This is a genomic window from Nonomuraea sp. NPDC050451, assembly GCF_044458585.1.
In genome coordinates, this window is record NZ_JBITHZ010000019.1 from 127,902 (window position 1) to 150,505 (window position 22,604).

Sequence of the window (22,604 nt, forward strand, 5' to 3'; positions counted from 1 at the left end):
CACGTCGGCGGAGCGGCCGCACCACGCCGACGCGTTGCCACAGGAAGTTAACGACCCGAACGTTGCACACACGTTGCGTTCATTCAATCACCCTCTGCAATCCCCCCGAACGGGTTGCGCGGAACCGCCCGTAAGACGGATGCTCTTTGTTGACTACTTGGAGTGACCGATGAGTTACGCCCACCTTGATGCGTACTCGCGCCTGCTACGCGGAGCGCACGAAGCGGCGGCGGCCGGCCGCGTGTCGCCGGAGCTGCCCCGCCGCCTGATCACCGCCTCCTGGCAGCGGTCGCTGGACGCCGGGATCGACCCGGAGGGCAAGAGCGCGCCCCTGGTCTACGACGTCTCCCACATCAAAGACGTTCGCCAGGCGCACCCGTTGCGGCCGTTGCTGCCCCTCATCGCCCAGACGCTGTCCAGCCTGGCCGAGGAGGTCCTGATCGTCACCGATGGCGACGGACGGGTGCTGTGGCGAGAGGGCAACCACGCGATCATGCGCCGGGCAGACCAGATCGGTCTGGCCGACGGGCACCAGTGGGCCGAGGGCACGGTCGGCACCAACGGCATCGGCACCGCGCTCGAAGCGGGCCGGCCCGTGCACGTGTACTCGGAGGAGCACCTCATGCGGGTGCTGCACATCTGGTCCTGCAGCGCCGCCCCGATCACCGACCCGGACTCGGGCCAGATCGTCGGCTGCGTCGACGTCAGCGGCACCTCGCGCAGCCTGCACCCCGCGACGGTCGCGCTGGTCGCCGCCACGGCCAAGCTCACCGAGACCCAGCTCACGCTGGACATGCACGAACGCGACGAGCGCCTGCGCCGCCGCTTCGAGTCCCTGCGCGGGCGGCCCGGGGTCCTGCTGTCGGCCACCGGCCGCGTGATCTCCGGCGATCCGGCCGGCTCCCTGGGCGAGCGCATCCGGCTGTCCGGGCAGCGGGTGATACTCCAGGACGGTTCCGCCGCCGTGCTGGAGCCGTTCTCCGACGGCTTCCTCCTGCGTCTCACGTCGTCCGCGGCGCCTCCCACGCTCGCCCTGTCCTTCCTCGGCGAGGGGCAGCCCGTGGCCACGTTCGGCGAGCTCGACCGGCCGCTCTCGCTCCGGCACGCCGAGATCCTGGCCCTGCTCGCGCTGCATCCGCACGGGCTGACGGCCGAGCAGCTCTCGTTCCACCTCTACGGCGACGACGGCAATCCGGTGACCATCAGGGCGGAGATCCACCGGCTGCGGGCCCAGTTCGGGGAGGCCATCGCGGCCAAGCCGTACCGGCTGACCTGCCCGCTGGAGGCCGACTTCCTGGAGGTGCGCCGCCACCTGTCGGCCAACGACGCCCGCGCGCTGGCCCGCGCGTACCGGGGCCCGCTGCTGCTCCGCTCGGAGTCGCCGGAGATCCGCCGCGAACGGGACGAGCTGGAGGCGCAGGTACGCGTGTGCTTGCTGCGGCACGGGTCGCCGGACGAGCTGTGGACGTACGCGCAGACCTCCAGCGGCCGCGACGACTACGAGGTCCTGGAGCGCCTGGCCGCCCTTCCCCGGACCGACCCCCGCTCCGCAGCGGCCCGCTCCCGGCTCTACCCCTGACGCTGACGCTCAGGGGTGGTCTCAGGTGTGGTCGATCTCGCCGATCACCTGGGCGCCGAGCTCGCGTTCCAGCAGGGCCATGCCGGAGACCGCGTCCACATCGGCGTCGGCGTCGTTCAGGGGGTCGACGTCGTCCGACTCCGGGCCCTTGTTGCGGCCGGGGACGGTCTCCGGCCAGGCCGCGGCGCTGCCACGGGCGGCCGGAACGCGGGGACCCGCCTGGGCCGCGGCCCGCGCCGCCGACCTCGCGGCGGCCAGCCCGGCGCCGACCGCGGGGGCGGAGACGGTGTTCGTGGGATCGGGGGCGGGCGGTGAGCCAGGGCTGAGGTCGTCGGGGGCATCAGGCCAGGACTCGTCCGTGGTCTGACGTCCGGCGGACGCGGCCGCTGGGTGGCCGGGGCCGGCCTCCTGGGCGTCCCCGTCGTCTTGGGACCCGCTGCGGGAGGCCGTACGCCCCTGGGAAACGTGCGCACCCGCCCCACCATGAGCTCCCGCCCCGCCCTGGGCACCGGGCACGCCCTGGGCACCGGGCACGCCCTGGGCACCGGGCACGCCGTGGGCACCGGCGGGTCCGGGCGTGCCGGAGGGGCCGCCGTGCGGACCGGTCGAGCCGGAGGGGCCGGCATGGGGACCGGTCGAGCCGGAGGGGCCAGCATGGGGACCAGCCGAGCCGGAGGCGGCGGCGTGCGGGCCGGTCGAGCCGGGAGCCGCGCCGTGACCTCCCGCCGGGCCGCCATGCGACGGCGGGCGGGGAGCGCCCCGGGACGCGGAGCCGCCGCCGGGGGCCGGGGAGCCGCCGACGACCGCCTCGACACGCCATGTACCGCCGAGCACGTCGCCGAGCGCGCCGGCCACGACGGCGTCCTTGCCGCCGCCCGTGAAGTTCTTCATCGCGCCGACCTGGGTGAAGCCCAGCGTGACGACGTTGCCTTCCACGCCCACCACCTGGGCGTTGGTGCTCACGTTCGCCCAGACGACGATGCTGCGCTGCTTGAGCGAGGCCAGCACGGCGGCCCACTGCGCCTGTATGGCGCCCGCCCCACCCGCGGTGGGCGCGCCACCGCCGGTGGGCGCGCCGCTGGACTGTCCGCTGCCGCCACCGTTTCCCGTCTGGGGCATCGCTGGGGCCGCCTGGGTCACGGAAGGCGAGCCGGGACGAGCCGGCTCAGGCCAGTCGTCAGCCCCCGCCGCATCGGAACCGCCGGCGGACACCACACCCGCGCCCCCCACCGGGACGGACGCGCCTCCCGGACCGGAGCTCGACTGAGAAACAGGCACCGAACCAGGACCGGGCACGGAAGCCGTACCGGCCGGCCCGGAAACGGACGGCGCGGAAACAGGCGGAACAGCTGGAACGGAAACGGGCGGGGCAGCGACCCGGGCGGCGGCCATCTGAGCGACGGCACCACCACGCTCCAGTCGCTCGATGCGGGCGAGCAGCGCCTCCTCACCCTGCGCGGCACCCGGAAGCAGAACGCGGGCACACATCAGCTCCAGCAGCAGCCGAGGCGACGTGGCCCCGCGCATCTCGGTCAGACCGGCGTTGAAGACCTCGGCCGCTCGGGTGAGCTCTGCCGGCCCCATCGAGGCGGCCTGCTGAACCAGGCGCTCCAGCTCGTCGGCGGGCCGGTCGAGCAGCCCGCTCGACGCCGCCTCGGGGACGTTCGCCAGGATGACCAGGTCACGGAAGCGTTCGAGCAGGTCGGAGGCGAAGCGGCGGGGGTCGTGGCCGCCCTCGATCACCCGGTTGACCGCGTGGAACACCTGCCCGCCGTCACGCGCCGCGAACGCGTTGACGACCTCGTCGAGCAGGTCGCCGTCGGTGTAGCCGAGCAGGGAGACGGCTTTGGCGTACGTGATGCCGTCCTCCTCGGCCCCGGCGAGGAGCTGGTCGAGGATCGACAGCGAGTCACGCGCGGAGCCCGCGCCCGCCCGTACGACGAGGGGCAGCGCGGCGGGCTCGAAGGGCACGCTCTCGGAGGTGAGGATCTCCTCCAGCAGCCCGCGCAGCGTCGCGGGCGGCATCAGCCTGAACGGGTAGTGGTGGGTACGCGACTTGATCGTGCCGATGACCTTTTCCGGCTCGGTCGTCGCGAAGATGAACTTCAGGTGCGGCGGGGGCTCCTCGACGAGCTTGAGCAGCGCGTTGAAACCCTCCCGGGTCACCATGTGCGCCTCGTCGATGATGTAGATCTTGTAGCGCGCGGAGACGGGGGCGAAGAACGCCCGCTCACGCAGGTCACGCGCGTCGTCCACGCCACCGTGCGAGGCGGCGTCGATCTCGATGACGTCGAGGTGGCCAGGACCGGTCGGGGCGAGCGCGACACACGACTCGCAGACGCCGCACGGGTCAGGCGTAGGCCCCTGCTCGCAGTTGAGGGAGCGCGCCAGGATGCGCGCGCTGGAGGTCTTGCCACACCCGCGGGGGCCGCTGAACAGGTAGGCGTGGTTGATCCGCCCCGTACGCAACGCCTGCCGCAGCGGGTCTGTGACGTGCTCCTGACCCTTGACCTCGGCGAACGTCCCGGGCCGGTACTTGCGGTAAAGCGCAAGGCTCATGCGACCATCCCGCCTGCGAGGGGGTTCTCAACGAAGAGACCCCTCGCACACCCGCCAGAGCCCGCTTATCCTTGCTGCCTTCCGGCCCTGGGGAGGTTCACAGGATGACGCCGCGCGAGGGGTCCCTGCACAGTCTAGCCGGATGACGCAGTGCTTGCTCCACACCGGAAAAGGTGGTCTGCACACGCCCAGAAGTCCGGTAAGCTCGTCGGCGGAGGATTCGCCTAGTGGCCGAGGGCGCACGCTTGGAAAGCGTGTATAGGGCAACCTATCAGGGGTTCAAATCCCCTATCCTCCGCGCCTGGTTGAGGCAGTAAACGCAAAGGGGCCGACCCCATCCAAGTCGGCCCCTTTGCTATGTCAGGTCTCAGTTGACCCTTCCAGGACCTCTTGCTTGGCCACGGTCCGCCGGATCCAGTCCGTGACGTGCTGATACCACGCCGCCACGCCCGAGCCGGCCCACCTCCGATGATGGCCATGACAGTGCGCTCGGGAACGCAGCTCTGCCTGGTGCTTCCTGAGCAGATCCCCACCGCGCGCTGTTCCGCGGCAGTTCGTCAGCGGCCTGGAGCAGGAGGCGGATCTCCTCGGTCGTAGAGCTCGATTCCGGTATCCGTGAGCGCCGGAGCCTTCGCCCCTCGGGCACCGTGAAGCTTGACACCAACGTCCGGAAACGTGAGACCAAGATCGCTAGGCTGCGACGATGGACCGCATAACCGACGGGCCCGAAAACGGGCATCCTGCCTGGATTTCGACCGCAACCCAGCCTGTAGATCCGGCCCAGGTGAACGACTACGACGGCTTCGCCGAGGCGTACTCGGCGGAGACCGAGAACAACATCCTGAACGCGCACTGGGCGCGGCCCGCGATCACAACCCTCGCCGGAGACGTGGCCGGCCGCCGGATCCTGGACGCCGGCTGCGGCTCAGGCCCCCTGTCCGCCACACTCCGCGACCGCGGTGCCGTCGTCACCGGCATCGACGCCAGCGCCGGCATGCTGGCGATAGCCAGGCGGCGGATCGGTGAGGACGCGGACCTGCACGTGGTCGACGTGCGTGATCCGCTGCCGTTCGCCGACGGTGCGTTCGACGACGTGGTCGCGTCGCTGGTGCTGCACTACCTGGAGGACTGGGGGCCGACGCTGGCCGAGATGCGGCGAGTACTCAGGCCCGGCGGCCGGCTGATCGCGTCGGTGAACCACCCGTTCGTGGAGCATGTGGCCCAGGAGCCTCGGCACAACTATTTCGCGACCACCAGCTATACCGACAACTGGACGTTCGACGGACAATCCTTCCCGATGACCTTCTGGCGCAGGCCGTTGCACGCGATGACCGACGCCTTCACCACCGCCGGCTTCCGCCTTGCCGTCATCAGCGAGCCGCAGGTCGACCCGGCCGCCCGTGAGCTCTTCCCCGACGACTTCCAGGACTTTTCGAACAAACTCAGCTTCCTGTGCTTCGTCGCCGAGGTACCGCCGTCGACTGCGGGCTCGGACGGCTAGCCAGCCGAGCCGACTCGACCCGCCGAACGGGTCGTCTGCTCCGAGGAAACCTGGTCGGACTGACGGCCGTTCCTCAGTGGCCTTGAGCGGGCGCTCGGGAGGCGGCATGGTTCACGGCAGCAGGGCGGTTGCCATGCCAAGCAGGGCGCATATGCCGAGGATGCGGAGCATCGGCCATTTCAGGACGAAGGTCATGACGAGCGCGGCCCCGGTGATGGTCAGGGCGATCGGGCTGAGCGTGCTCGGTTCGGGGAGTCGGACGGTGAACGGTCCCCAGGCCCACGTGAAGGTGCGCTCGAACAAGGTGTGCTGGGCGAAGTAGAGCGCGAGATTGGCGATGACACCGACGACGGCGGCGGTGATGCCGGTCAGGGCGGCGGTGATGGCGGTGTTGTGGCGCAGCTTCTCGACGTAAGGCGCGCCGAGGAAGATGAACAGGAAGCAGGGCACGAAGGTGACCCAGGTGGTCAGCAGCGCGCCGAGCAGGGCGCCGGCCCATGGAGTGAGTACGCCGGGATCGCGATAAGCGCCGAGGAAGGCGACGAACTGGACCACCATGATGAGCGGGCCCGGGGTGGACTCGGCCAGGGCCAGGCCGCGGACCATCTCCCCTGGGCTGAGCCAGGCGTAGGTCTCCACGGCGCGCTGGGCCACGAAGGCGAGCACGGCGTACGCGCCACCGAAGGTGACCAGGGCGGTGCCGGAGAAGAACAGACCCTGGGTGGTGAAGACACTGTCGGTACCCAGGAAAAGGGCCACCGCCCCCACCGGCAGCCACCAGACGACCAGCCCGACGGCGAGGATCTTCCCGGCTGAACGCCGGCTCGCCCGGGCGTGGTGCAGGGCATCGTCCGGGATCAACGGTGCCGGTCCGCCGTCCCCGCCGTGCCCGTTGCCGGCTTTGAGCACGTGAGGGGCCAGTTTGTGCACGGCCCACCCGGCGAGCGCGGCGACGGCGACGACGACCGGGAACGGCACGCCGAACAAGGCGAGCGCGGAGAATGCGGCCATCGCGACCACCACGAAGACGGGATGGGTGAGCGAACGCTTGGCGACCCGGATGACGGCTTGGGCGACGATGGCCAGCACCGCGGGTGCGATCCCGACGAACAGGGCGGTCACCGCCGTGGTGTCCTGCCACAGGACGTAGACCGCCGACAGGACCAGCAACGCGAGCATGCCGGGCAGTACGAACAGGGTGCCGGCCACGAGCCCACCGCGGGTGCCGTTCAACAGCCATCCGACATAGATGGCCAGTTGCTGAGCCTCGGGGCCGGGCAGCAGCATGCAGTAGTTGAGCGCGTGGTTGAAGCGCTGCTGGCCGATCCAGCGTTTCTCCTCCACCAGGGTGCGTTGCATGACGGCGATCTGCCCGGCCGGGCCGCCGAAGGTCTGGAGGCTGATGCCGAACCAGGCTCGTACGGCCTGGCGGAAGGGGATCACGTCGCCGGACGTCGTGTCCTGGTCGACGGGCCTGGGGTTGTGCTCGGCGCGAGTCATCGGTGCTCCCGGGGGCTCAGGCGGGTGGGCGGCCGAGCAGCATGGCTCGTCGGTAGTACTCGTACAGGCCGTCGAACAGCGGGCCGGTCAGCTCCAGCACCCGCTCGTCGTCGCAGGTCATGGACAAGCCGCGCAGAATCACATCCAGCCCCGGCGCTTCGGGCGCGTCGAAGCGCTCGTCGTCGATGTCGGCCTCATGCACAAGTTCGGCGATCTTCCACAGCACTGGGTCGGCCAGGTCGTAATGCCGCAGGACGGTCTCGAAGCTGCAGTCGCCGCCGTGGTGCGACAGCTGCACGCCCCGCATGTCGAAGGCCGTGGCGTCGGCCGGGACCTCGCTGGGGTCGTTGACGAACAGGAACTCCGCATCGGCGTCGATATGGCGACGGATCAGCCACGCGCACGCGGCCCGGTCGATGTGTACGCCGGCTCGGGTGGCCCACTTCATCCGGCCCCTCCCGGCACGATCGCCTCGGCCAGATCGCGCACCGCCTGCTGTGCCGCCTCGCGTTCGGGGGGCGGGAAGTAGTCGCGGCGGCCGATCCTGCGCAGTTCGGCCTGCAACCGCTTGACCGCCCGGCTGCGCTCACCAGGACGCGCCGTGGCGGCGGCCTCGGCCTGCTCCGTTACCGCCCGGTACTCCGCTGCCCGCGCCTGCTGCATCTCCGCCGCGATGGCTCTCTCTTGCGCCAGGCTGGCGGCGGTGGCCAGCCAGAGGTTGGAGCTGCCGCCGACCTCACCGATCTCCTCGGCGATCCACTCCAACTGCTCGCGAGTACGGGCGTCGGCGGGCAGCGCGACCAGCCCGTCACCCAGCCGGGCCACGCCGAGCCGGTCAAGCTTGCGCCAGATCGTGATGCGCGGCGTCGAGGGCTGGCGCGGAATGCGGTACGCCAGCAGGACCCACTGCCCGGCCGTGCTCACCACCATGGCACTTGTCCCACGACCGCCTCCTGTTCTGAAACCATGGTTACTGTAACCATGGTTTCTCAACATAGGCAATGTCGAGTGGGCGGTGCCGTTCCGGGCCTTGCTCTCGTCCTGGGGCTTTATGTCAAGCCGGCCGCGCACCGCCCCGGACAAGGCACGGGACGGGCGCGGCCATGAAAGCTGTGGTCAGGTCAGCGCCTGGAAGGAGTAGTGCAGGCCGAATTGGGTTCGGTCGTAGGCGTGCACGAGCATGCCCTCCCCCTCGCAGGCGCGGTCACCGAAGACCACGATCGGGCCATCGGTCTCGTTGACCACGGCGTGGAACTCCGGGCCGAGGTCGTGGCATTCGCCGGGCCGTGGGTCCCCGATCCCCCACGCGGTCTCACCGGCGGTGAGGATTATCACGGCTCCCTCGGCGGCGGAGGCCGGGGTGGCGGTGAGCGCGAGGGTCGTGGCGGCCACGGCCAGCAGGGCGGGGATGGAACGCATGACGGATCCCTTCCATAGGAGACGACCCACCCAGCATGCGCGAAGAGTAGTTGATCTCATACTCACTGTAGGCAAAGGTCTTATAACCAGCGTCCGCCGACGTCCTTCCTTCGGGGCGGATGTGGATGAGCAGCGATGACTCTCTGATTTGCGGCCCTTTGCACGGAAGCGGGAGCAGCACGCCGCTCACCCCGAAGGCGACACCGACCGGGCCGCCGTGGGTGTCACGCCGGAGCAGGTTTCGTCGAGATTCCGTGCACGGCGCGGTTGACGGCACCGCGGTGCTGTCATGATCTCGGTGGCACCTCACCGAGGGGATCCGCGATGCCAACCCGCTCACTCGTGCTGCTGGCCGCCTCGCTCCTCACGGGGTGCCTCGCAGCTCTGGTGTACGTCCAGGACTCCGACCTGGTGCTCCTGAGCGAACACCTGAACCATCCGTTCGCGCTCGGTGTGCTGGCCTGCGTGCTGATGGCGTTGGCCGCCCTCGGGCTGCGGTGGAGGTGGCTACGTGCCGCGATCGTCATCCTTGCCGGGCTGGGTGCGAGTGTCGCGCTGTTCGTGGGGGCGGTCGCCGCTTCACTCACCGCTACAGAAGAGGCCGGCTTCGTCGACGGACCGGGCCCGTACAGGATCCGGCTGCAGCAGTCGACAGCGGGACTCGGGCCAGACACGACGATGCGGCTCAGCATCCGCAAGGACGACGGGCTTCGCAGCAGGGAGTGGCATCTCGGCTGCTTCAATGACGACGACCCCGATGACGCCTTCGACTCGGTCAGGTGGACAGGGCCCAGTTCGGTGGAGATCCGGGTGGTCGACGGGCGAACGTTCCCCGTAGCCCTGGACCCCGCCTCAGGCCGGCCCCAGACCACGGCCTCCCTCAACTGCTGACGCTGCTGCCTGATCTCCTCTTGCTTGCTCGAACGCAGCGTCCAGAGGTGGCTGTGCCCAACGAGCAAATCTATGGTTCCGTCCGTGGAGGGTCTGTTCGGCGGGGCTGCGCCGTACTACGCCAGGTACCGTCCCGGGTACGGTCAGGCGGCGATCGGGTACCTGGCGGAAACGCTCGGTGCGGGCAGCCGGGTGCTGGATCTCGGCTGCGGGCCCGGGACGATCGCGATTCCGCTGGCGCGACTGGTGACGGCGGTGCTCGCTGTGGATCCGGCGCGGGAAATGCTTGCCGAGGGCAGGCGGCTGGCTGACGGCGTCGCCAACATCGCCTGGTTGCGGGGCGACTCGACCGTTCTGCGGGGGTTGCCGCCGTTCGAGCAGGTGGTGATGGGCCGGTCGTTTCACTGGATGGATCGCAGGTCCGTGCTGGCGGAGCTGGACGAGTTGCTGCCGCCCGGCGGGGCGGTGGCTCTCGTCGGTCCGGCAAGGCAGCGGGGAGAGCCGTGGGAGCCGGACGCGCAACCGTGGCAGGTGGTCGAGAGGCGCGTATGCGGGGAATTCGGCCTCGACATCCACTCCGCGGCCAACTCCTTCCACGCCACCGGCGAGCACCACCACGACCTGCTGGCCGCCTCGCCCTTCAGCAGCGTGGAATGCCGGGTGTTCGGCCGGCGGCTGGTCTGGGATGTGGATGGGCTGATCGGGCTCCAGCTCTCCTACTCCTACAGCTCGCCCGCCAGGCTCGGCGAGCAACTGCCCGCCTTCGTCGGGACGCTGCGGCAGGCGCTGCTTGCCGACAACCCGGCCGGCCGGTGGGAACAGAACCTGGTGACCGAGGTGCTGGTCGCCAGAAGGCCCGGGCGCTGACCTTGGCGCGGCGCCCGTGCCAAGCACGTTGCCGAATGTGACGCCGTACAGGACCTGGCAGATCCCCAGCTGGGCCGCGCTCCTGCCTTTGTTCGCATTCGCGTCCGGTGGTACCGCGTGCACGTTCGTCGGACCGCCGTCAGCCCGGCCGTCAGGAACGCACCGCCGCTAGGCGGCCACCAGGGCCTTTGAACGGTCGGTGGCCATGTGGACGGCGAAGGCGCCGAGGATCGTGCCGGTGACGTAGCGCTGGACGCGGAGCCAGAGGGGGCGGCTGCCCAGGAAGGCGGCCAGGGCGCCGGCCGAGATGGCGATCAGGCCGTTGACCGTGGTGGCGACGACGATCTGGACCGAGCCGAGCGCCAGGCTCTGCAGCAGTACGTGGCCCATCGAGGGGTCGATGAACTGCGGGAGCAGCGACAGGTACAGGATGGCGATCTTGGGGTTGAGCAGGCAGGTCACCAGGCCCATGCCGAACAGCTTGCGCGGGGGTTCGGGCGTGAGCGTGCGCGGCTGGAAGGCCGAGGCGCCGCCCGGCTTGACGGCGTTCCAGGCCAGCCAGAGCAGGTACGCGGCGCCGGCGAGCTTGAGTGCCGTGTAGGCGGCCGGTACGTACGCGAAGACAGCCGTCAGCCCCAGGCACGTCGCGGTCAGGTAGAGGGTGAAGCCGAGGAAGACGCCGGTGAGGGAGATCAGGCCGGCCCGGCGGCCCTGGGTGATCGATCGGGAGACCAGATAGATCATGTTCGGCCCGGGCGTGAGAACCATGCCCAGCGACACCAGCGCGATTCCGATCAAGCCGCCCGTCATATCGGCAGATTAGCGGACATATCTAGTTGCATTCATCCCAGATTGTCGCGCTGCGTATTCGATCCGTTGCTGGGGAGTAGGGAGGCATGCAGTTCGACGACGACGCGCAACTCGATCCGTCGCAGGTCGAGGACGTACGGGCCTCGGGTCCGCAGCCGGGCTGGGGCGGGATGCCGGGCGGGTGCATGCTGCCCATCGGCGGGCGCGGCGGCTGCGGCGGCTGCCTGCTGTTCGTCCTGGCGGCGGTCGGGCTGTTCCTGTTCGGAATCATTCCCTCGCCGTTCAGCGGCCAGGGAGGCGGTCCGCAGGGAGGCGGGCGCCAGCCGAGCGCCCCGGCCACGCCCGTCCCGACCGGCAACCTGGCGGCGCGGTGCCGGACCGGCGCCGATGCCGACCAGTCCGAGGACTGCCGCATCGTCGGCACGGTCAACAGCATCCAGTCGTATTGGCGGCAGGCGTTCCAGGAGCGCGGGCGCACGTACAGGCCCGCCAGGACCGTGCTGTTCTCCCATGCGGCCAACACCGGCTGCGGCGCGGCAGACGCCGCCGTGGGCCCCTTCTACTGTCCCGTCGATCGCAAGGTCTACCTCGACCTGTCGTTCTTCAACACGCTCCAGCGCGACTTCGGCGCCGAGGGCGGTCCGTTCGCGCAGGCGTACGTGGTCGCCCACGAGTACGGCCACCACGTCCAGAACCTGCTCGGCACCATGAACAGGGTCGGCCCCGACAGCAGGCCGGGCGCAGGCAGTCCGTCGGTACGGCTGGAGCTGCAGGCCGACTGCTACGCGGGCGTCTGGGCGCACAACGCGGTCAAGACCGGCTTCTTCCGGGAGCCGTTCTCCCAGACGGACATCGACCAGGCGCTCAGCGCGGCCGCGGCGGTCGGGGACGACAGCATCCAGCGGCGCACGCAGGGCCGCGTGACCCCCGACGGCTTCACCCACGGCACGTCGCAGCAGCGGGAGCGATGGTTCACCGTCGGGTACGACAGCGGGGACCCCAAACGGTGCGACACCTTCTCCGCAGGTATTTGATACGGCCCTGTGGGGAAGCTGTCATGCGGGCGGCACCCCCAGAAGGGACGTCAGTATGGATTTCAGAGACGACGTCGAGCTCGACTCCTCGCAGGTGGAGGATGCCGGTGGCGGTTATTCGGGCGGCGGCGGTGGCGGTGGCGGCTTCCCCGGCGGCATGGTCATCGGCGGTGGCGGCATCGTCAGCCTGATCGTGCTCGTGCTGGTCTTCGTGCTGAACAACGTGGGCGGCGGCGACGAGCCCGCCCAGCAGCGCTCTCCGTCCAACCTGTCCCAGCAGTGCCGGACGGGCAAGGACGCCGACCAGTCGGAGCAGTGCCGGGTGGTGGGCGTGGTCAACAGCATCCAGGACTACTGGAAGCAGGAAATTTCGGGGTATCGACCGGCCAAGACCATCCTCTACTCCGGTCGCTTACGTACGGGCTGCGGCACGGCCAGCTCGGCGGTCGGCCCCTTCTACTGCCCCGGCGACCAGCGCGTCTACCTCGACCTGAGCTTCTTCGACCAGCTCCACAACCAGTTCGGCGCCAAGGGCGGCCCGTTCGCGCAGGCGTACGTGATCGCCCACGAGTACGGCCACCACGTCCAGAACCTGCTCGGCGCGCTCGACTCGGGCGGCTCCTCCGTCTCCACCGAACTCCAGGCGGACTGCTACGCGGGCGTCTGGGCGCACAACGCGGTCAAGACCGGCTTCTACGAGAAGCCGTTCACCCGGGCGGACATCTCCGAAGCCCTGGACGCCGCCGCGGCGGTCGGCGACGACAGAATCCAGCAACGCACCCAAGGCAGAATCGATCCTGAATCGTTCACGCACGGCAGCTCCGAGCAACGCGTCAACGCCTTCCAGCGCGGCTACGAAAAGGGCGCAGCGAGCGCCTGCGAACCGGGCGACCTGCGCTGACGCTCCCGGACAACGCAAGGAATCGGATTCTCTCCTAAAATCGGGGGGGTGATCTTCAAGCTTGTCGGCGACGGACGCCCTTATCCCGACCACGGTCTCTCGAATCGGGAGTGGGCGCAGATCCCTCCACGGCAGGTCCGGCTCGACTCGTTGATCACCACGAAGGCCGTACTGGACCTGCACTCGCTGCTCGCCGCCGACTCCACCTTCTACGGAGACCTTTTCCCGCACGTGGTGCAGTGGCAGGGCGAGCTCTATCTGGAGGACGGCCTGCACCGCGCGTTGCGCGCGGCCCTGCACCAAAGATCGATCCTGCACGCCAGGGTCCTTGAGCTGCCCAACTGAGAAAGGGAAAAGGGAGCCGCGGGATTCGCGGCTCCCTTTTTCCGTATGGGCGCGCACAGCCGGCGGCTGGGCCCCGGTTTTCTTCACAAATGATGTTGGAAAGCCCCCGCCTCATGACGAGGGGCCTCCGACCCGTAGGTCGGAGTCAGTGGCGGGTGTCGTAGGTCTCCCGTGCCGGCCGGCGGGCGTGCGCGCCGTTCGGAAGGCCCCGCCAGGACTGGATCTCAGAGGCCGATCTTGCCCACGCCGGCGCCGGCGGTGACCGTCGACTTCACCGAGCAGTTGCACTCCGGAGTGTAGGAGTACGGGATCGCGGCCACGCTGCTCGCGTTCCGCGACAGGGGCGTGCCCGAGTTGACCAGGTAGTTGTTGAGCAGCTTGATGTTGCCCTGCGGCGAGGAGCCCTCTTGGAGGGACGTGGGGCGGCTGACGTTCTCGAAGTAGTTGCGCTCGACGTAGACGCCGGCGTTGGTGGTGGAGGCAACGCCGTAGCTGCCGATGTTGGAGTAGTAGTTGTTGAGCACGTGCACCGGATTGCCGAAGCGGACGCGGGGGTGGCGCTGGTTGGTGCCGTCGAACCAGTTGTGCACGTAGGTCACGCGCAGGCGGCCGATGTCGCCGGTGTTGCTGTCGGACGATCCCAGGAGCGCGGTCTTGTCGTGGCCGTAGAAACGGTTCCAGGAGACGGTGACGAAGTCGGAGGCCAGCCGGATGTCCACGAGGCCGTCCGAGGCGTGGGTGAAGTTGTTGTGGTCGATCCAGATGTGGTGCGAGCCGTCCTGAACGTTGATGGCGTCGTCGCTGGAATTCTGGATGGTCAGGTTGCGGATGATGATGTTGCTGACGCCGCTCATGGTCAGCCCGCCACCGTTGAGACCGGAGCCGGATCCGACGCCGAGGATGCTCTTGTTGGAGGCCACCCGGTACATCCCGGAGGTGGAGATCATGCCGGAGATGCGGATCGTCTGGGTACTGCTGGAACTGAGCGCGCTGGCCAGCGCCGAGGCCGTGGAGACCGTGACAGTCGAGCCACCGGCGCCACCGGTCGTACCGCCGTTCATGCCGGCGAATCCGACAGGGCTGGACTCAGCGGCGAGGGCCGGTTCCGAGCTCACCAGGACGCTGACCACCAGAGCCAGTACGGCGGTGGCGGCGCTGAGACGTTGCATGACGACCTCCGTCGGGAAAACGCTTTCCATTCGGGTGCGTGAACCGTACGAAAGGGTTGGCAACACGTCAAGGAAGCGAGTTAGGCCACCGCCTCTGACCTGCTCCGCCGCCATGAAACAAGATGAAAGGTCGTTCGTCGGGCATTCTGAGCTTTCCCGCGGCAGGCCATACGTTGCGACAGCCTGGCGGGCACACTCCCAGCGGGCCGATCTTCAGTTGGGGGTCATGCTGGGGTTCTCGTGCTTTTCGGGGCCCGGCAATTGCTCGCACCGGCCACGCCCGTTGGGGCGGGCTCGAGCTCGGGCCGCTGGTCGATGCCGATGCCACCGCAGCGCTTGGGGGTGTTCCTTCCGGGTCGGAAGGGAAGAGACCGCCGCCACCGGGAAACCGCCTGCGTGATCATGGCTGAGGGCTGACGCCCCCCCAAATGCCCCCATGATCTTGGCAGACGAAGGGCCTCCGACCTGTTCGTACAGGTCGGAGGCCCTTCTTGTGGCGGTGGTGGTGGGATTTGAACCCGATCCGCCCACCTTCAGGGCCTGTGATGATTCACATCGTAGCTGGCCAGGGCGGACGTAGTCAGACGTAGCCGGACCCGGATAGACGGCGGCGGACGGATGGTCCCCCCAAATGGGGAGCAAGATGATCTTGATATGCGACCGCCTCAGAAACCATCGCACCTGACGACTACGGTCAACACTCCACGCCTTCTGAGAGCCTGCTGACAAAGGCTTAAGCGCCGGCGGGCATGGGGCGCCATAGAGAGCTGGTCCCAAGACGGCCGCACGATCGCCACCGGATCCCACGACGAGCTGCTGGCCGACGACGCCGGCTACCGTCGTCTGCCGGCCAGTCAGGAGGGGGCGTGGACTGACGGGCGCGGTGGCGGCGTACCGCATCCCGGTTGGCGCCCGGCTGGGAGCAGTAACGCTGCCGTGCGGTGCGTGAGGTGTCCGCAAAGATCGTCTCGCAACCGGAGGCAGCACACCGTCCGAGCCGGTCCATGCCCCGGCTGACGAGGTGCATCGCCGTGCCCACGGAGATCAGCGCGAACAGCACCGCGCCGAGCGGCTGCAGGTCGTCGCGATAGTGCAGGTGCCAACCATGAGCGTGGTCGGTCAGCCGGGGGTAGGCGGCCACCGGGCCAGCATCTCGTTGACCAGCTCGGCCTTCTCGCGCTCGCCCGTGGCGTCGACGACCTTCGTCCAGGCGTCGATGACGGCGAGGGTCTGGTCGAGATCCGACGGTTCGACGGGGCGTTCCAGCACAAGACCGGCCGTGCGGCAGCGGTCGGCGAGTTCATCGGCGCTCGCCGGTGAGCTCCACAGACCCAGCCGAGAACATCCCGAGCGAGTAAGGGCTCGGTTGTAATGCCGCAGGATCGAACGGATATGCCTCTCACCTGCTGTTATGCAGAGCTCTCAGGTTGATCGGCCAGACCCAGGCGCGGATGCGCGAGTTCCTGAAGCGCCTGGCCCCCAGTGTCAGCACAATGTACGCGTGCGCAAGCTGATCATCCTCCTGGCGGTTACGCTCGCCTCGGTGACCACGGTGGCGATGCTGGCTGCGGACTTCGTGGTGACAAAGGTCCCGTTGCTGCTCATGGGATACGCGGCCGGAGCGTCGGCGATCACGACGGGTCTTTGGGCGAGGGCGCGGTGGCCGGATAGCAGCGTCGGAACGATCCTGGCCTGGAGCGGGGTGATGTGGCTGGCGACCGGGATCAGCTACCAGGGCACGGCTGCGGCGCTCGTGGTGGGCGCCACGGCGTCGGCCATCCAGATAGGCCTGCTCGGGCACGTGATGGTGCTGCTTCCGCACGGTCGTGCGGAAGCACCCACCGTACGCGGAGTGCTGGCCTTCGGTTACTTGGTTCCGCTGCTGTCCGGTGTGGCCTGGGTCATGTACGGCAGGCTGCCCGGCGGCGGATGCGTTTGCCTGGGGCGAGCCCTCGGCTGGGACAGAGCCAGGCAGCCATTGGCCCTTCTCGCTCTGGTGTTCGTCGCCGGTTACACCGTCGCGCTGGTGGTGGCAGTGTGCATGCGCTGGGCCACGCTGCCACGACCGGAACGCGATCGGGCCGTCACGTTCTCCGGGCTGTTGCTCATGGTGCTGGTGATGGTGCACGAGGTGGGCAACCTGCTCCGGGCTGGAGGGCTCGGGGCGTACTTCCTGGGTGGACCGCTGGACAGCGTGATCGTGCTGGGCTTCATCGCCTGGCCACTGGGCTATCGCGTCGTACTGGGCCGCAGAGAGTCCTCTCGCCGCATGGCCGAGTTGATCGATGCCGGTGACGAGGCCAGGCGCCGCCTCGAGCGGGACCTTCACGACGGCGCTCAACAGCGGCTCGTCAACGCACGGCTGCTGCTGGGCCTGGCCCGCGACGAGCCGGAGCGACTCGACCAGGCCATCTCCGAACTCGGCCTGGCCCTGGACGAGCTGCGCAGCCTGGCACGGGGCGCTTTCCCCGCGGTGCTGGCCGAGGCGGGGCTGGGCGCCGCGCTCAGGTCCCTGGCCGAACGGGCCGTTCTACCCGTCCGTCTTCAGATCGACCTACCCGTACGGCTGGCGGCGCAGGTGGAGCGCACCGCGTATTTCGTGGCCGCGGAGACGCTGGCCAACGCCACTCGCCACGCGCGCGCATCAGTCGTGCGGATCAACGCCTTGCTGGACAGGGGCCAGTTGGTCGTGGAGGTGGCCGATGACGGGCGCGGTGGCGCCGTCCCCACAGGCGGCCTACGCGGCCTGGCCGATCGGGTGCAGGCGTGTGGAGGAGGTCTCGTGCTGCACAGCCCGCCCGGAGGTGGGACCACGGTGCGAGCGGTGTTACCCGCGCAGATGCCGCAGGACCGCCAGGACCCGCCGATTGTCGGCGACGTCGTCGGCTAGGCCGAGCTTGCCGAAGATCCCGCGTAAGTGGCCCTCCACGGTCTTGGGCGTCAGCCCGAGTCGGTCGGCGATGCCCTGGTTCGACCGTCCCTCTGCGACGAGCGCGAGCACCTCCCGCTCGCGAGGGCTGAGCCGGGTCAGCGGCCCGGGTGGACGGGGCCGGGAGACCAGCAGGGAGACCACGGCAGGGTCGAGCACGATCTGTCCCAACGCGATACGGCGCAGAGCGTCGGCCAACTCTTCTACGGCGCCGACCCGGTCTTTGAGCAAGTACCCGATCTTGTGAGGCGTCTGACCGAACAGGTCGACCGCGTGGTGGGCCTCAACGTGGTTGGACAGCAGGAGCACAGCGACGGAGGGATGCTCGCGGCGCAGCCGTACGGCGAGCTCGAGGCCCTCGACTGTGTAGGTCGGCGGCATGCGGATGTCCATGATGACCGCCTCGGGCGGGTCGGACTCGATCAACCGCGCCAGCGTACGGCCATCGCCCGCCAGACCGCTGACGACGAAGTTCGCACGTTCCAGCAGGACGCCCAGGCCCTCACGGAAGAGCTCCGAGTCGTCGGCGATCACCACGCGCACGGTCACACCGTAGTGGTTCGCGTCTTGCGCCGCGTTGGCCGGATGTGTCCTGCCCGCACGGCCAGGGCGAGCAGGATCAGCCCTGTCGTCGTACCGACCAGGATGAGGATGAGCCCGGACTCCAGGTCGCCCGGGTGGCCCACCCACAGTTCCGGACCGTTGACGTGGCCCCGCAGTAGCGGAGTCTCCTTGATGGTGCCAGCGCCCGACGAACTGGTTCCGAACACCGAATTTTGGACGAAGTTCCAGCCGATGTGCAGGCCGATGGGCAGCCACAGAGAGCGGGTCAGTAGGAAGCCGCCGCCGAGCACGAGCCCGCCGGCCACGGCGATGCCGACCAGGGTCATGGGCGAGGCGTTGCCGTTGGGGGCGTGGAGGAGACCGAAGAGCAGGGAACTGATCACGAGCGCCCACCAGGTGCCCACGGCCTGCTCCGGCAGCCGCAGTGCCACGCCGCGGAAGGCCCATTCCTCCCAGAAACCCACGCATAAGGCGGTCAGCGCCATGAGCGTGAGCGAGCCGAGATCCACCGTGGCCGTCGAGACCGTGTACCAGCCCTCCGCGGCCATGATGCCGAACGCCACCGCCTGAATCGCCCCGCCCACCGCGATTCCGGCGAACAGGTGGGGAACCGCATGCCTGGACGGCAGGCCAAGGCCTGCCATCGACGCGCCCTCCCAACGGCGCGCCAACGCAACAGTGGCCAGCGCCGCCACCGCTCCCGTCAGGCCCAGCAGGAGGCCGTTCGCCGGAGTGAGGTTATCGGGGCCTATCCGGAAGGCAGCGGCCACAGCCGCCTGAAGGATGAAGAAGATGGCCAGTACGCCGATCAGCAGGACGAACGCCTGCACCAGCGGATGCCTCAGAACATTGCGCATGACCGAACTCCGAAGGTTGGGGTTGGCCCAATACTCCGGCGCGATCTTCCTGCCGAACAAGATCCGTATTTTCCCTGAGGGATAACCCTCGGTGCGCCCGCGTCCATCGACCGGTGCCGGGGGAGGCTGCGCCGCGAGAGGAGGTGCAGGCCAATCGCCATGCGGCCCGAAGCACCGGCCCGGCCACGCGCAAGGCCGCCGCCCACCGCCGCCCTCACGACGTGGTCAGCCTGGGCGAACACGACGACGACCGGCCGGTGCAACGGGCTGCAAACCGAGGCCCATCGCGCCGCCACGCGCCTATTCATATCGTCTGCGATCTGATCCACGTGTTCGATTTATCTCTGGCGGAGCCCGCTGCCTGCGCACCACCGGTGATCCGGCACCGGACAACGTGTCGCCGGCTGGGCATTGGGGCTGCTGGTCGGCCACATCGACCCGGTGATCGCCGATCTCCAGGCTCAGGCCGCCTGCCTGCCCATCACTCGTTACCTGACCAGCGGGGACTTCCTCCGCTACGGCCGCGCGTAAAGCAGATCTGACCGATCGCCACCGGCGTCGTTGACGCCAAGCGGTGATGACACCCCCGATGCACATCGACGAACTGGTTGAGCACTGGACGATCCTGGATGAGGAACGCGATTTCATCGCTGAACGGCGCGGAGCCACTCGACCCGCCTAAGTTCTACGGCCGTTTCCCCGCGGCAGCTCGGGACTGCCGAACGAGGCGACCGAGCGACCTGCGGCCCTCGGACGGTGGTGAGGCTGCCCCTACCGCCGTCTGGGGGCGGCCGTCATGGTGTCCTCCACCGGGCACGGCCAGACTGATCAAGAAAGTTGGCCAAGCGCCCAATTGACTGGAGAATCCCCATGCGTGTTCAGGTGAACGGCACGTCGCTGTACGTGGACGTCGAAGGCGCCGCCCTGGAACCCGACGGCTACACGATGCGAGAGAAGCCGACCCTCCTGCTGCTGCACGGCGGCCCCGGCCACGATCACTCGATCTTCAAGCCCGCCTACGGTCAACTCGCCGACCTGGTCCAGATCGTCTACGTCGACCAGCGCGGCAACGGCCGCAGCCAGAACTCCGACCCGGACACCTGGAACCTCGACCAGTGGGGCGACGACGTGCGCGCCCTGTGCGACACGCTCGGCATCGTCAAGCCGATCGTCCTGGGCTGGTCCTGGGGCGGAGCCGTGGCCATGAGCTACGCCTCTCGCCACCCCGACCACCCGGCCAAGCTGATCCTGCAGAGCACCGTCGCCCGCTGGGATCTGGACCGAGTCGTCGAAGGCTTTCGCGCCGAGGCCGGCGAGGAGGCCGCCACGGCTGCCAAGGCGTTCCTCACCGAGGGGACCCCGGAGACGTTCGCCGCCTTCGGGCAGCTCTGCGCCCCCGCCTACAGCCCCGATCCGAACTTCCCGGCGGAATCCGACATCCAGGCCATGGCCCGTATCGTCCCGAACCCCGGGCTCACCATGAGCTTCATGTCCACCGTCCGGTTCGACCTGACCGCGCGCCTGGCCTCCATCCGGTGCCCGGCGCTCGTCGTGGCCGGCACTCGCGACCCCATCACGCCGCTGGCCACGGCGCGGGAGATCGTGGATGGCCTGCCCGGGGCACGTCTGGAGGTGTTCGAACGCTCCGGCCACTTCATTCCCGACACCGAGGGCGAGCGGTTCTTCTCCCTGCTGCGCTCCTTCATCACCGGCTGACCCGGCGCCATGACGTACCTGCCGGTCGGCGAGCGGCGGCGCGCCATCATCGCACATCGCCGACTTCGTTGGCAGGCGAGAATCGGTGCAAGCACCACACATACCCTTCAAGCACCACAGGCGAGGAGAGGGTCGTTGTTCCAGGCCGCTTTCAATGTCTTAGGTCCGATACGTGTGTGCTGGCCCGATGGTCAGTGGATGTTGTGGATGGTCTTGGCCGAATACGGGACCAGTTCCCCCTTGACCATGTGCTTGCGCCCCTGCATCCAGGTGACCCATGCCTGGTCGACGTCGGCTGTGTACCCGGTGACGGGCAGCCCGCCGAGCGGGCCCATCCTCCAGGGTCACGATGGCCGTGCGAACATGCCGATTGAACTGGCGTAGGTACCCGATGCGTTGGACTTCCTCGGCCGGGTGGCTGGTTCAGGTACCGGTCGATGACCTCGCCCAACGTGGGACCTCGGCGACGGTATGCGGGCTACTCCCGCCGTCCGCAGCCGCAGGGGCCGGCTCGGACTTGATCCACCGCTCGCCGATGCCTCTGCCCCTGCAGCGCTTGGGGTAGCCTGCCGGACGGTTATCGCCAGCGAGCTCGACAAGGTTCTTTGAAGCGCTTGGCGATGGTGTGTGAATCGCACGTTTCGGTGTCGCGTCCGTTCTCACGCTTGCCGTCGATATACCAGACGACGCGGTAGCTCACGCGTCCCTTCACGCCCTTGCGCGGTTCGATCGATGCCATTTTCTGGCGTTCCTTCCGGGTCGGAAGGTGAACGACCACCGCCACCGGAAACCGTCTGCGTGATCATGGCTGAGGCCTGATGCCCCCAAATGCCCCCATGATCTTGGCAGACGAAGGGCCTCCGACCTGTTCGTACAGGTCGGAGGCCCTTCTTGTGGCGGTGGTGGTGGGATTTGAACCCACGGATGAGTTGCCCCATCACACGCTTTCGAGGCGTGCGCCCTCGGCCACTAGGCGACACCACCGCGCATGAGCTTACCGGATCCGGCGAGTAGCGAAGAACCGCTTTAGTACCGACGAGCACTCGTCAGCCAGAACCCCCATGACGACCTCGGGCCGATGGTTGAGCCGGCGGTCGCGTACGACGTCCCAGAGCGAGCCCACGGCCCCGCCCTTCTCGTCCACGGCGCCGTACACGATCCGGTCGACCCTGGCCAGCACGGCGGCGCCCGCGCACATCGTGCAGGGCTCCAGGGTCACCACGAGGGTGCAGCCGCTCAGCCGCCACTGTCCGCGCCGCATGGCCGCCTGCCGGAGCGCGAGCACCTCGGCGTGGCCCGTCGGGTCGGCGGAGGACTCGCGGTCGTTGCCCGCCGCGGACAGGACCTCGCCGAGCGGGTCGAGCACCACCGCGCCCACGGGGATCTCTCCCCTGGACCCCGCCGTGACCGCCTCCGCCAGCGCCAGGCGCATGGCCTCCTCGTACGTCACGGCAGGAACCGGATCACCGGCCGGTCACCGCAGCCGGTCGAGCTCGTCCGCGAAGGCCAGCCGCTCGGCGATCACCGACAGGATGTCGGCCGGCAGCATGCCCTCCTCCATGCTCAGCTCCAGCAGTTCCTCGGAGCTGACCCCGAGGTCGCTGAGCAGTTCGAAGTCGCCGGCCGGACGCACGCCGAGGCCGTTGCCCTCCTTGTCGGGCACCACGCCGGCGAACTCGGCAAACAGCTCGCCGAGCGGGTCGGACAGGATCGCGTGCGCGTCCGACAGGAACACGCGCGGCTCCTCCTCGCCCCGGTAGCGGGCGATCGCGAACCACTCGTCCTCGACCTCGACGCAGAGCAGGGCCAGCTCGTCGCCGGAGAGACTCAGCGTCTCCGTGACCGCGTCACCGAGATCGTCGACGATCTCGGCCTCGCTCAGATCGATCTCGGCGCCGCTCCAGCCGTCCGAGGTCCTGACGAAAGCCGCAGAGAAGGTGTTGGACGCCATGTCCGAGCTCCA

At 68.9% G+C, this 22,604-nt stretch carries 24 protein-coding genes, 2 tRNA genes and 1 other RNA gene; 10 read left to right on the forward strand and 17 right to left on the reverse strand.

Annotated features, from left to right (window positions below; genetic code table 11):
- Nucleotides 1–169: 169 nt before the first annotated feature.
- The gene (locus tag ACIBI9_RS41440) at nucleotides 170–1,579 is read left to right on the forward strand and encodes a GAF domain-containing protein (protein WP_397230877.1); all 1,410 of its coding nucleotides are present in this window, start codon (nucleotides 170–172) and stop codon (nucleotides 1,577–1,579) included.
- Nucleotides 1,580–1,600: 21 nt separating this feature from the next.
- On the opposite strand, the gene ACIBI9_RS41445 is transcribed toward ACIBI9_RS41440, so the two are convergent.
- Both ACIBI9_RS41445 and ffs read right to left on the reverse strand, forming a co-directional pair.
- The gene (locus tag ACIBI9_RS41445) at nucleotides 1,601–4,138 is read right to left on the reverse strand and encodes a DNA polymerase III subunit gamma and tau (protein ID WP_397230879.1); all 2,538 of its coding nucleotides are present in this window, start codon (nucleotides 4,136–4,138) and stop codon (nucleotides 1,601–1,603) included.
- Nucleotides 4,139–4,169: 31 nt separating this feature from the next.
- An RNA gene (gene ffs, locus ACIBI9_RS41450) (signal recognition particle sRNA small type) lies at nucleotides 4,170–4,265 on the reverse strand.
- A gap of 86 nt (nucleotides 4,266–4,351) precedes the next feature.
- Between ffs and ACIBI9_RS41455 the strand changes: the two genes are divergently transcribed.
- Nucleotides 4,352–4,436: transfer RNA gene (locus ACIBI9_RS41455), tRNA-Ser, on the forward strand.
- A 405-nt stretch (nucleotides 4,437–4,841) separates the two neighbouring features.
- Nucleotides 4,842–5,639 carry a methyltransferase domain-containing protein gene (locus ACIBI9_RS41460; RefSeq protein ID WP_397230881.1) on the forward strand — a complete coding sequence of 266 codons (798 nt, stop codon included), beginning with the start codon at nucleotides 4,842–4,844 and terminating at the stop codon, nucleotides 5,637–5,639.
- Nucleotides 5,640–5,750: 111 nt separating this feature from the next.
- Here ACIBI9_RS41460 and chrA read toward each other — a convergent pair whose 3' ends face one another.
- The 4 genes from chrA to ACIBI9_RS41480 form a co-directional block, all read right to left on the reverse strand.
- Nucleotides 5,751–7,139, reverse strand: a complete 1,389-nt coding sequence (gene chrA / locus ACIBI9_RS41465; RefSeq protein WP_397230883.1) for a chromate efflux transporter — start codon at nucleotides 7,137–7,139, stop codon at nucleotides 5,751–5,753.
- 16 nt (nucleotides 7,140–7,155) lie between these two features.
- A complete protein-coding gene (locus ACIBI9_RS41470; protein WP_397230885.1) occupies nucleotides 7,156–7,587 on the reverse strand; it encodes a chromate resistance protein ChrB domain-containing protein in 432 nt (143 codons plus the stop codon).
- Nucleotides 7,584–8,069 (reverse strand): Chromate resistance protein ChrB, encoded by a 486-nt coding sequence (locus ACIBI9_RS41475; protein WP_397230887.1) that lies wholly within the window; start codon nucleotides 8,067–8,069, stop codon nucleotides 7,584–7,586. The genes ACIBI9_RS41470 and ACIBI9_RS41475 overlap by 4 nt, the downstream gene beginning before the upstream one ends.
- Before the next feature lie 186 nt (nucleotides 8,070–8,255).
- Nucleotides 8,256–8,558: a hypothetical protein gene (locus ACIBI9_RS41480; protein ID WP_397230889.1), complete on the reverse strand. Its 303-nt coding sequence runs from the start codon at nucleotides 8,556–8,558 to the stop codon at nucleotides 8,256–8,258.
- Nucleotides 8,559–8,882: 324 nt separating this feature from the next.
- On the opposite strand from ACIBI9_RS41480, the gene ACIBI9_RS41485 reads away from it, so the two are divergent.
- Nucleotides 8,883–9,449 carry a hypothetical protein gene (locus tag ACIBI9_RS41485; RefSeq protein ID WP_397230891.1) on the forward strand — a complete coding sequence of 189 codons (567 nt, stop codon included), beginning with the start codon at nucleotides 8,883–8,885 and terminating at the stop codon, nucleotides 9,447–9,449.
- Between the two features lie 84 nt (nucleotides 9,450–9,533).
- Entirely contained in the window at nucleotides 9,534–10,316 is a 783-nt protein-coding gene (locus tag ACIBI9_RS41490) for a class I SAM-dependent methyltransferase (protein ID WP_397230893.1), read from the forward strand.
- A gap of 168 nt (nucleotides 10,317–10,484) precedes the next feature.
- Here ACIBI9_RS41490 and ACIBI9_RS41495 read toward each other — a convergent pair whose 3' ends face one another.
- Nucleotides 10,485–11,114 (reverse strand): LysE family translocator, encoded by a 630-nt coding sequence (locus ACIBI9_RS41495; protein WP_397230895.1) that lies wholly within the window; start codon nucleotides 11,112–11,114, stop codon nucleotides 10,485–10,487.
- Between the two features lie 98 nt (nucleotides 11,115–11,212).
- On the opposite strand from ACIBI9_RS41495, the gene ACIBI9_RS41500 reads away from it, so the two are divergent.
- Genes ACIBI9_RS41500 through ACIBI9_RS41510 form a run of 3 tightly spaced genes read left to right on the forward strand, consistent with a single transcriptional unit; the run spans nucleotide 11,213 to nucleotide 13,406 of the window.
- Complete coding sequence (locus ACIBI9_RS41500) at nucleotides 11,213–12,160, forward strand: neutral zinc metallopeptidase (protein WP_397230897.1); 948 nt, start codon at nucleotides 11,213–11,215, stop codon at nucleotides 12,158–12,160.
- A 55-nt stretch (nucleotides 12,161–12,215) separates the two neighbouring features.
- Nucleotides 12,216–13,061 carry a neutral zinc metallopeptidase gene (locus tag ACIBI9_RS41505; RefSeq protein WP_397230899.1) on the forward strand — a complete coding sequence of 282 codons (846 nt, stop codon included), beginning with the start codon at nucleotides 12,216–12,218 and terminating at the stop codon, nucleotides 13,059–13,061.
- A gap of 48 nt (nucleotides 13,062–13,109) precedes the next feature.
- The gene (locus ACIBI9_RS41510) at nucleotides 13,110–13,406 is read left to right on the forward strand and encodes a type II toxin-antitoxin system VapB family antitoxin (protein WP_185069514.1); all 297 of its coding nucleotides are present in this window, start codon (nucleotides 13,110–13,112) and stop codon (nucleotides 13,404–13,406) included.
- 224 nt (nucleotides 13,407–13,630) lie between these two features.
- On the opposite strand, the gene ACIBI9_RS41515 is transcribed toward ACIBI9_RS41510, so the two are convergent.
- The 3 genes from ACIBI9_RS41515 to ACIBI9_RS41525 form a co-directional block, all read right to left on the reverse strand.
- Entirely contained in the window at nucleotides 13,631–14,575 is a 945-nt protein-coding gene (locus tag ACIBI9_RS41515; RefSeq protein ID WP_397230901.1) for a polysaccharide lyase family 1 protein, read from the reverse strand.
- 733 nt (nucleotides 14,576–15,308) lie between these two features.
- Entirely contained in the window at nucleotides 15,309–15,602 is a 294-nt protein-coding gene (locus ACIBI9_RS41520; RefSeq protein ID WP_397231015.1) for a CGNR zinc finger domain-containing protein, read from the reverse strand.
- A gap of 92 nt (nucleotides 15,603–15,694) precedes the next feature.
- Nucleotides 15,695–15,844, reverse strand: a complete 150-nt coding sequence (locus ACIBI9_RS41525; RefSeq protein WP_397230903.1) for a hypothetical protein — start codon at nucleotides 15,842–15,844, stop codon at nucleotides 15,695–15,697.
- A gap of 232 nt (nucleotides 15,845–16,076) precedes the next feature.
- Here ACIBI9_RS41525 and ACIBI9_RS41530 point away from each other — a divergent pair, with 232 nt between their 5' ends.
- Nucleotides 16,077–17,465: a sensor histidine kinase gene (locus ACIBI9_RS41530; protein ID WP_397230905.1), complete on the forward strand. Its 1,389-nt coding sequence runs from the start codon at nucleotides 16,077–16,079 to the stop codon at nucleotides 17,463–17,465.
- On the opposite strand, the gene ACIBI9_RS41535 is transcribed toward ACIBI9_RS41530, so the two are convergent.
- Nucleotides 17,403–18,047 carry a response regulator gene (locus ACIBI9_RS41535; RefSeq protein WP_397230907.1) on the reverse strand — a complete coding sequence of 215 codons (645 nt, stop codon included), beginning with the start codon at nucleotides 18,045–18,047 and terminating at the stop codon, nucleotides 17,403–17,405. The genes ACIBI9_RS41530 and ACIBI9_RS41535 overlap by 63 nt on opposite strands.
- A 2-nt stretch (nucleotides 18,048–18,049) precedes the next feature.
- The gene (locus ACIBI9_RS41540) at nucleotides 18,050–18,985 is read right to left on the reverse strand and encodes a lysostaphin resistance A-like protein (RefSeq protein WP_397230909.1); all 936 of its coding nucleotides are present in this window, start codon (nucleotides 18,983–18,985) and stop codon (nucleotides 18,050–18,052) included.
- Nucleotides 18,986–19,795: 810 nt separating this feature from the next.
- On the opposite strand from ACIBI9_RS41540, the gene ACIBI9_RS41545 reads away from it, so the two are divergent.
- Nucleotides 19,796–20,641, forward strand: coding sequence for an alpha/beta fold hydrolase (locus ACIBI9_RS41545; RefSeq protein ID WP_397230911.1), 846 nt, complete (start codon nucleotides 19,796–19,798; stop codon nucleotides 20,639–20,641).
- 191 nt (nucleotides 20,642–20,832) lie between these two features.
- Here ACIBI9_RS41545 and ACIBI9_RS41550 read toward each other — a convergent pair whose 3' ends face one another.
- The 5 genes from ACIBI9_RS41550 to ACIBI9_RS41570 form a co-directional block, all read right to left on the reverse strand.
- A complete protein-coding gene (locus tag ACIBI9_RS41550; RefSeq protein ID WP_397230913.1) occupies nucleotides 20,833–20,976 on the reverse strand; it encodes a hypothetical protein in 144 nt (47 codons plus the stop codon).
- Between the two features lie 242 nt (nucleotides 20,977–21,218).
- Entirely contained in the window at nucleotides 21,219–21,380 is a 162-nt protein-coding gene (locus ACIBI9_RS41555) for a hypothetical protein (RefSeq protein ID WP_397230915.1), read from the reverse strand.
- A gap of 155 nt (nucleotides 21,381–21,535) precedes the next feature.
- Nucleotides 21,536–21,625: transfer RNA gene (locus ACIBI9_RS41560), tRNA-Ser, on the reverse strand.
- A 10-nt stretch (nucleotides 21,626–21,635) separates the two neighbouring features.
- Nucleotides 21,636–22,073: a tRNA adenosine(34) deaminase TadA gene (gene tadA / locus ACIBI9_RS41565; RefSeq protein ID WP_397231017.1), complete on the reverse strand. Its 438-nt coding sequence runs from the start codon at nucleotides 22,071–22,073 to the stop codon at nucleotides 21,636–21,638.
- A gap of 42 nt (nucleotides 22,074–22,115) precedes the next feature.
- Nucleotides 22,116–22,592: a tRNA adenosine deaminase-associated protein gene (locus ACIBI9_RS41570; protein WP_397230917.1), complete on the reverse strand. Its 477-nt coding sequence runs from the start codon at nucleotides 22,590–22,592 to the stop codon at nucleotides 22,116–22,118.
- Between the last annotated feature and the right edge of the window lie 12 nt (nucleotides 22,593–22,604).